Genomic DNA, 6,811 nt, shown 5'->3' with positions numbered 1-6,811 from the left:
AGCTCCGCCCGCCCCCCGTGGGAGGCTATGGAGGGGTTGATGAGCTGCGCCAGCACCTGCTCGACGCGCTCCGGCACCTCGCCGGTCAGCTCGAGGTCCGCCGGCATCGCGCCTCCGACGGCCGGGCTCACGCTCGGCACGTTGGGGTTGTTGATCGTCCAACCGGGGTTGAGCAGGTTGCGGGAGAGGTCCAGCGTCGCGCCCCGGATGCTGTCCACCGAGTCGGCCGGCACGACGATCGTCAGGCCGTCCTCCTCCTGGACGACGTCCCCCGGCCGAGCGCTGTCCTTCGAGTCGAGGTACAGGTCGTACGACCACTCGAGCCCGGCCGGCTGCACCTCCAGCCACAGGGCCAGGTCTGCGCCGTCCGGCTCGGCGTCGCGGGTCTGGATCGCCTTGAGCCGAGCGCGCTCGGTGACCTCGATCAGCTTCTCCGTCACGCGTCCATCATAGAGGCATGCCCCGCGTACTTCTCCTTCTTCCCTCGGCCACCTACCGGGCGACCGACTTCCTGCAGGCGGCCGCCTCCGTGGGAGCTGAGGTGGTGGTGGCCTCCGAGATGGCGCAGACGCTCGCCCACACCATGGGAGACCGCGCCCTCGTGGTCGACCTGTGCGACCCGGATGCGGCCGCCGAGGCCATCGTCTCCCATCACCGCCGGCTCCCGCTCGAGGCGGTGGTGGCGGTCGACGACGAGGGGACGTTGGTGGCGGCGCGCGCCGCGCAGCGGCTCGGGCTCCGCCACAACCCGCCTGACGCGGTAGCCGTCACCCGGGACAAGGCCCGCATGCGCGTGGTGCTGTCCGCGGCCGGGCTCCCGCAGCCGCGCGCGGTCGTCTGCGGTCCGGACGACGACCCCTCCGTGGTGGGGCTCCCCGTGGTCGTCAAGGCGAGGGGGCTATCGGCCTCCCGCGGGGTGATCCGGGCCGACGACCCGGAGGAGGCCCGGCGCGCCGCGGACCGGGTCCGACTGATCGCCGGGACCGAGGACGTCCTCGCCGAGACGTACGTAGACGGAGACGAGGTGGCGCTGGAGGGTCTGCTGCGCGACGGGAGCCTCGAGGTCCTGGCCGTCTTCGACAAGCCGGACCCCCTCGTGGGCCCGTTCTTCGAGGAGACGATCTACGTGACCCCCTCTCGGCGGACGGACCAGGGGGCGATCGTCTCCCACGTGGCCCGCGCAGCCGAGGCGATCGGTCTGCGGGAGGGACCGGTCCACGCCGAGGCCAGGATCTCCCCGGACGGGACCGTGACCGTCCTCGAGCTGGCGGGGCGGTCGATAGGCGGACTCTGCTCGCGCTCTCTCCGCTTCGGGCTGGGGGTCACGCTCGAGGAGGTGATCCTGCGCCATGCGCTCGGGCTCCCGCTCGACGACCTCCGCTCGTCGCGGCCCGCCTCCGGGGTCATGATGCTGCCGATACCGCGACCAGGCGTCCTGCGGGGTGTGGAGGGGAGGGAGGAGGCGGCCGCCGTCCCCGGCGTGCTGGGCGTGGAGGTCACGATCGCGCCGGGCTCGCCGGTCGTGCCGCTGCCGGAGGGGGACCGCTACCTCGGGTTCGTGTTCGCGGTCGGCGACGACCCGGCCTCCGTCGAGGCCTCGCTGCGGGAGGCGCACTCGCGGCTGCGGTTCGAGATCGAGTGAGGCGCGCGGTCGGGACACACCGCCGATAGGCTCGGGGGGTGAAGGTCCTGCTGGTCTCCACCTACGAGATGGGCCATCAGCCCCTGCACGTCGCGATCCCCGCCGCCGCGCTGCGGGAGGCCGGCCACGAGGTGAGGGCGGTGGACCTGTCCGTGCAGGCTTGGGAGCCGTCCGAGGTCGCATGGGCGGACGCGGTCGCCTTCTCCGTCCCCATGCACACCGCGATGCGGATCGCGCTGCAGGCGGCCGCGACCGTGGCGAAGCCGACCTGCTTCTACGGCCTCTATGCCATGACCGGACCCCCCGGCGCCCGCCTGATCTCCGGGGAGTACGTGGAAGGGTTGGTCCGCTGGGCCGACGACCTGGCGCCCGGCGCCACCACGACCCTCGACCGTGCCCCCGCCCCGACCCCGGACCGCACCGTGCTCCCGGCGCTCGACCGTTACGCGCGCCTGCAGACGCCCGAGGGGGAGGTGCCGGCCGGGTACGTGGAGGCGACGCGGGGGTGCTCGCACCGGTGTCGTCACTGCCCGGTCCCGGTCGTTTACGACGGGCGCACCCGTCGGGTGTCGGTGGACACCGTCCTGGCCGACGTCGAGGCGCAGGTCCGCGCGGGGGCTCGCCACATCACCTTCGGCGACCCGGACTTCCTCAACCGCAGCCGCCACGCGATGGCCGTCGTCGACGCGGTGCACGACGCGTTCCCCCACCTGACCTACGACGTCACGGCGAAGGTCGACCACCTCCTGCGCCACGCCGACCTGCTCCCGCGCCTGTCCGCCACCGGGTGCCTCTTCGTGGTGTCGGCGTTCGAGTCGATGGACGACCGCGTGCTGCGCATCCTGGACAAGGGACACACGGCCGCGGACTCGGGGCGGGTCGTCCACCTCCTGAGGTCGCACGGGATCGAGGTGCGGCCGTCCTGGCTCCCGTTCACGCCGTGGACCACCGTCCGGACCGTCTCCGACATCCTGCGGTTCGTGGTGGACCACGACCTCGTCGGCAACGTGGACCCGGTCCAGTACTCGATCCGCCTCCTCGTCCCCCCGGGCTCGCTGCTGCTCGACGTCGCGGAGATGAAGCAGCGCCTCGGGCCCTACGACCCGCAGGCCCTCACCTATACGTGGACGGCCGAGGATCCCCACGCCGACGAGCTCCAGGGCGCGATCGCGGGCCTCGTCGCGGATACGGCCCGTCATCCCCTGGACCAGTTCTTCGACATCTGGGAGGCGGTGCACGGACCGGGAGCCCCGCAGATCGAGGTCGGCTCGACCGAAGGGAGGCCACGGCTCACCGAGCCGTGGTTCTGTTGAGCGGAGCCCACCGAGGGCCAGTTCGGCTCTCTAGGTCAGTGAGCGGCGACCCAATGGGTGCGTAGCACCCGCGCGCCGACCTCGTCGTAGATCTCCCACGCGCGTTCCCGGTCGAGGTTGGACGCCTGGGCGGATCCCTTCACCAGCCCGCAGCGCAGCGACGAGAGCCTGAGGAGGTGGTGCGTGGGGCCCCGGCTCAGCGACAGGTGCTGGATGTTGGCGTAAGGCACCACCGAGGTCTCGTAGGTGAAGACGCCGGAGCGCACCAGCAGGTGGTCGGGTGCGAGCGCTACGCCCCGCACCCTCCACGCGACCGTGGACAGCGCGGCCGCGGCCAGGAGCAGCCCGAGCACCGACCATCCGGCCGGGCCCGCCCACCAGGCGGCGGCGGCCGCCGCCGGCACGACGACGAGCGCCGCCCGCAGCACGTACCGGGCGATCCCGCGGGCCGGCATGCGCTCGAGCCGGTCCAGGTCGGCTCCCACGTCGGCCCCGAGGACCTGCCCGGCGAGGCGGACCGCCTCCGGCCGCGTCGCGATCGGCAGCAGGACGCTGCGTTCCTGGCGTTCGTTGGCGTCACCTCCCGCCTGCCCGGCCACGAGGACGTTCAAGGTGGCGTAACCCAGCACCCGTCGCAGCAGGTTCTCCTCCAGGCGGACCGCCTGCACCCTGCCGAGGGGGACGACCGACCGGCGCTGCTCGAACAGGCCGCGCGACGTCACCAGGCGGTCTCCCTCCCTCCACAGCGTGAAGTCCCAGAAGGCGAGCACGGTCATCGCGAGCGAGATCAGGACCGAGACGAGCACCACCACGGCCACGCTCGCGGCCACGACCCCGATGGGAGCGCCCCGGGCCGCGTCGGCGATGGAGTCGACGGGGAGGAGCTCGAGCCCCTGTACCAGGAACAGCGCCAGGACGGCGACCCGGCCCCCGGTGACCCCGTACAGCAGGAGGTCGCGCAGGCTCATCGCCGCGAGGGGGGGTCCGGACGGGCGCTCCGTGACCGGCGCGTCGTCCCACCATGCGCGTCCGGACCGGTCACCGTGGATCTCCTCGTCCGTCGGTGCCTCGCGGCTCCCGCGCAGGACCGTCAGCCTGATCCGCTCCGCTTCGCCGGGAGCCAGGGCCGGGAAGACCGCCTCCGTGCTGCGGCCCCCGATCGCCTCGACCCGCAGCTCGACCACGCCGAAGAGGCGATGGCGGACCTTCCGGACGACGTCGACGCTCTGCACCCGAGCGAACGGGACGACCCTGCGCCATCGGAAGAGCAGGCCCCCCTGGACGACGAGCGAGTCCCCGTCGATCGCGTACCGGAACCGCCGGTACTTCAGGTAGACGCCGGCCGCGATCACGGCCGCGAAGCCCAGGTACGTGAGGACCATCGGCACGAGGTGGTCGACCTCACCGGACGCGATCACCCCGGGCGCGGCGATCACGGCCATCCGGCGCAGGTCGGCCAGCTCGACCAGCGGCGCCGTGCGGGAGAGGCGGAGCATGTCCGGACGGTCAGACACTGAACGTCCCCGCGACCCTGGACAGCTCCTCGCGCAGCTCCTCCGCCTCCGCGACGTCCAGTCCGGGGATCTGCGCCGAGCGTCCGGCGGCTGTGTAGACGACGAGCTTCGTGAGCCCGAACACGCGGTCCAACGGGCCCTGCCTGTTCTCCACGTACTGGATGCGGTCGAACGGCACGAGCTTATGGACCGCGAACAGGTACCCGCGGCTCACGAAGAGGTCGCGCTCGCGGATCTCGTACCGCCAGCGTCGCCATATGACGGGCGGCAGCACCGCGGCCAGCACCGTCACCAGGGCGGCGACCGAGCCCGTCGCGATCGGCGGGATCCCCGGCACGAGCCTGGCGAGAGCCACGGCAGCCGCGGCCGAGACCGCCGCACAGGCGGCGCCCACCGTCCACCAGACCAGCCGCAGCCGCGGGTCGAGTCGCTTCGCCGGGAGCCTCATGTCCGGCGCATCGTACGATGCGGTTCACCGCGGTCGAGCGGCGGTAGGTTAGGCGCATGCGCCGAACGAAGCTCGTCTGCACGATAGGACCGGCCTCGGAGGCCCGGGTGACCGAGCTCGTCGCCGAGGGTATGGATGTCGCCCGGGTCAACCTGTCGCACGCGAGCCCGGATGTCCAGACCAGGACCTTCGCCGCCGTACGGTCGGCCTCCGAGGAGGTGGGGCGTCCGGTCGGGATCCTCGCCGACCTCCCCGGGCCGAAGGTGCGCCTGGGGAAGCTGAGGCGTGGACAGGCGCGTCCGGAGTCGGGGGAGCCGTTCGTGCTGCGCTGCGACGACCCGTCCCCCGGGGACGAGTCGGGAGCCTCGGTGTCCTACCCGGGGCTCTGCCGGGACCTGCGTCCGGGGGATCGGGTGATGCTCTCGGACGGCGCGGTCACGCTCCAGGTGCTCGGGGTGCGCGGGTCCGATGTCGAGTGCGTCGTCGTCCGTGGCGGCCGGGTCCGCTCGCGGGGCGGTGTGAACATCCCCTCCGAGCGGCTGTCCCTGCCGGCCGTCACCGACGCGGACCGCGACGGTGTCGCGCGAGCCCTGAGCGGAGGCGCCGACTTCATCGCGCAGTCGTTCGTGCGCAAGGCCGACGACGTCCGGACGATCCGCGAGCTGATCTGGGACCGGTCCGTCTCCCTGGTCGCCAAGATCGAGACGCGGTCGGCGGTCGACGATTTCGACGCGATCTGCCGCGAGGCCGACGCGGTGATGATCGCCCGGGGCGACCTCGGGGTGGACATCCCCTTCGAGGAGGTCCCGGTCCTGCAGAAGGAGCTCGTCCAGCGGGCGCTCGAGCTGGGGGTGCCCTGCATCGTGGCCACGCAGATGCTCGAGTCGATGACGGGGGCCCCGCGCCCGACGCGCGCGGAGGCGAGCGATGTGGCCAACGCCGTCCTCGACTCCGCCGACGCGATCCTGCTCTCGGCGGAGACGGCCATCGGGGACTACCCGGTCGAGTCGGCCCGAGCCGCCTCCCGGATCGTGGAGGCGGCTGAGCGGGCGGGCTCGCACCTGGTCCGCCGCGACCGTCCGCCGGGAGCGGAGTCGGACGCGCACGAGGTGGCCCGCGCCGTGGACGCGCTGCTGGCCCCGCCCGTCCGCACCTCGGCGGTGGCCTGCTTCACGCGTACGGGGCGAACCGCGAGCCTGCTCTCACAGATCCGTCCGACCGTGCCCGTGTTCGCCTTCGCGCCCGACCCGGCGGTCGTGCGTCAGCTGACGATGCGGAGGGCGATCATCCCGTTGGTGAGCGAGATGCCTGCGGACACCGACTCGATGCTGCAGATGATGGATGCCCGTGTGAGGGCGACCGGGGCGGTGCAGCCGGGGGACGTGGTCCTCATGGTCGCGGCCACCCCCGTGGGGAGGGCGCACACGAACCTGTTGAAGGTGCACCGGATAGGGCCCGAGGAAGGATGACGGGACGCCCGACCCGGGCGCCCCGTCATGGAACTGCTGCGTTCAGACCCTGCCGCGTCCGCGGTAGCCGGTGAAGGCGCTGATCGCGAGCAGGACGAGCCCGATGATCAGCAGCCACTGCAGGCCCTCGATGAACAGGCCGACGCCGCCGAACACCAGGGCCAGGATGAGCAGAAGAACAACGAGTCCCATCTCGACCTCCGTTCTCTGAAGCGTTACCCAGGTCGTACCCGGCCCTTCGAGGACGCAAACGCCCTGCTCAAGACGGGCGTGCGCTGCGGACGGCCAGCGTGACCCACCCTGCGAGGGCCACGACGGCGAACAGATGCCACTGCACCGCGTACGCGAGGTGGGGTCCGTCGTCGGGCTCGGGAAGTGGAGCGGGGACGGGGATCTCGCCGGGGGCCGGGTCCTGTTCGGTCAGC

7 protein-coding genes are annotated in these 6,811 nt (G+C 72.5%); 3 read left to right on the top strand and 4 right to left on the bottom strand.

Annotated features, from left to right (window positions below; genetic code table 11):
- The coding region (locus VM840_09530; GenBank protein HVL81818.1) for a hypothetical protein at nucleotides 1-440 on the bottom strand (440 nt) is incomplete at its 3' end.
- Nucleotides 441-457: 17 nt separating this feature from the next.
- Between VM840_09530 and VM840_09525 the strand changes: the two genes are divergently transcribed.
- The gene (locus VM840_09525) at nucleotides 458-1,642 is read left to right on the top strand and encodes an ATP-grasp domain-containing protein (protein HVL81817.1); all 1,185 of its coding nucleotides are present in this window, start codon (nucleotides 458-460) and stop codon (nucleotides 1,640-1,642) included.
- A 38-nt stretch (nucleotides 1,643-1,680) separates the two neighbouring features.
- Nucleotides 1,681-2,955: a radical SAM protein gene (locus tag VM840_09520; GenBank protein HVL81816.1), complete on the top strand. Its 1,275-nt coding sequence runs from the start codon at nucleotides 1,681-1,683 to the stop codon at nucleotides 2,953-2,955.
- Between the two features lie 35 nt (nucleotides 2,956-2,990).
- Here VM840_09520 and VM840_09515 read toward each other — a convergent pair whose 3' ends face one another.
- Both VM840_09515 and VM840_09510 read right to left on the bottom strand, forming a co-directional pair.
- Nucleotides 2,991-4,451, bottom strand: a complete 1,461-nt coding sequence (locus VM840_09515; GenBank protein HVL81815.1) for a PH domain-containing protein — start codon at nucleotides 4,449-4,451, stop codon at nucleotides 2,991-2,993.
- A 10-nt stretch (nucleotides 4,452-4,461) separates the two neighbouring features.
- Entirely contained in the window at nucleotides 4,462-4,917 is a 456-nt protein-coding gene (locus VM840_09510) for a PH domain-containing protein (protein HVL81814.1), read from the bottom strand.
- A gap of 56 nt (nucleotides 4,918-4,973) precedes the next feature.
- Here VM840_09510 and pyk point away from each other — a divergent pair, with 56 nt between their 5' ends.
- Nucleotides 4,974-6,386 carry a pyruvate kinase gene (gene pyk / locus VM840_09505; protein HVL81813.1) on the top strand — a complete coding sequence of 471 codons (1,413 nt, stop codon included), beginning with the start codon at nucleotides 4,974-4,976 and terminating at the stop codon, nucleotides 6,384-6,386.
- Between the two features lie 42 nt (nucleotides 6,387-6,428).
- On the opposite strand, the gene VM840_09500 is transcribed toward pyk, so the two are convergent.
- Nucleotides 6,429-6,578, bottom strand: a complete 150-nt coding sequence (locus VM840_09500; protein ID HVL81812.1) for a hypothetical protein — start codon at nucleotides 6,576-6,578, stop codon at nucleotides 6,429-6,431.
- Nucleotides 6,579-6,811: the final 233 nt, after the last annotated feature.

Source organism: Actinomycetota bacterium (assembly GCA_035540895.1).
Taxonomy (GTDB): Bacteria; Actinomycetota; JAICYB01; order JAICYB01; family JAICYB01; genus DATLFR01.
This window is presented reverse-complemented; position numbering and strand designations above follow the sequence as displayed.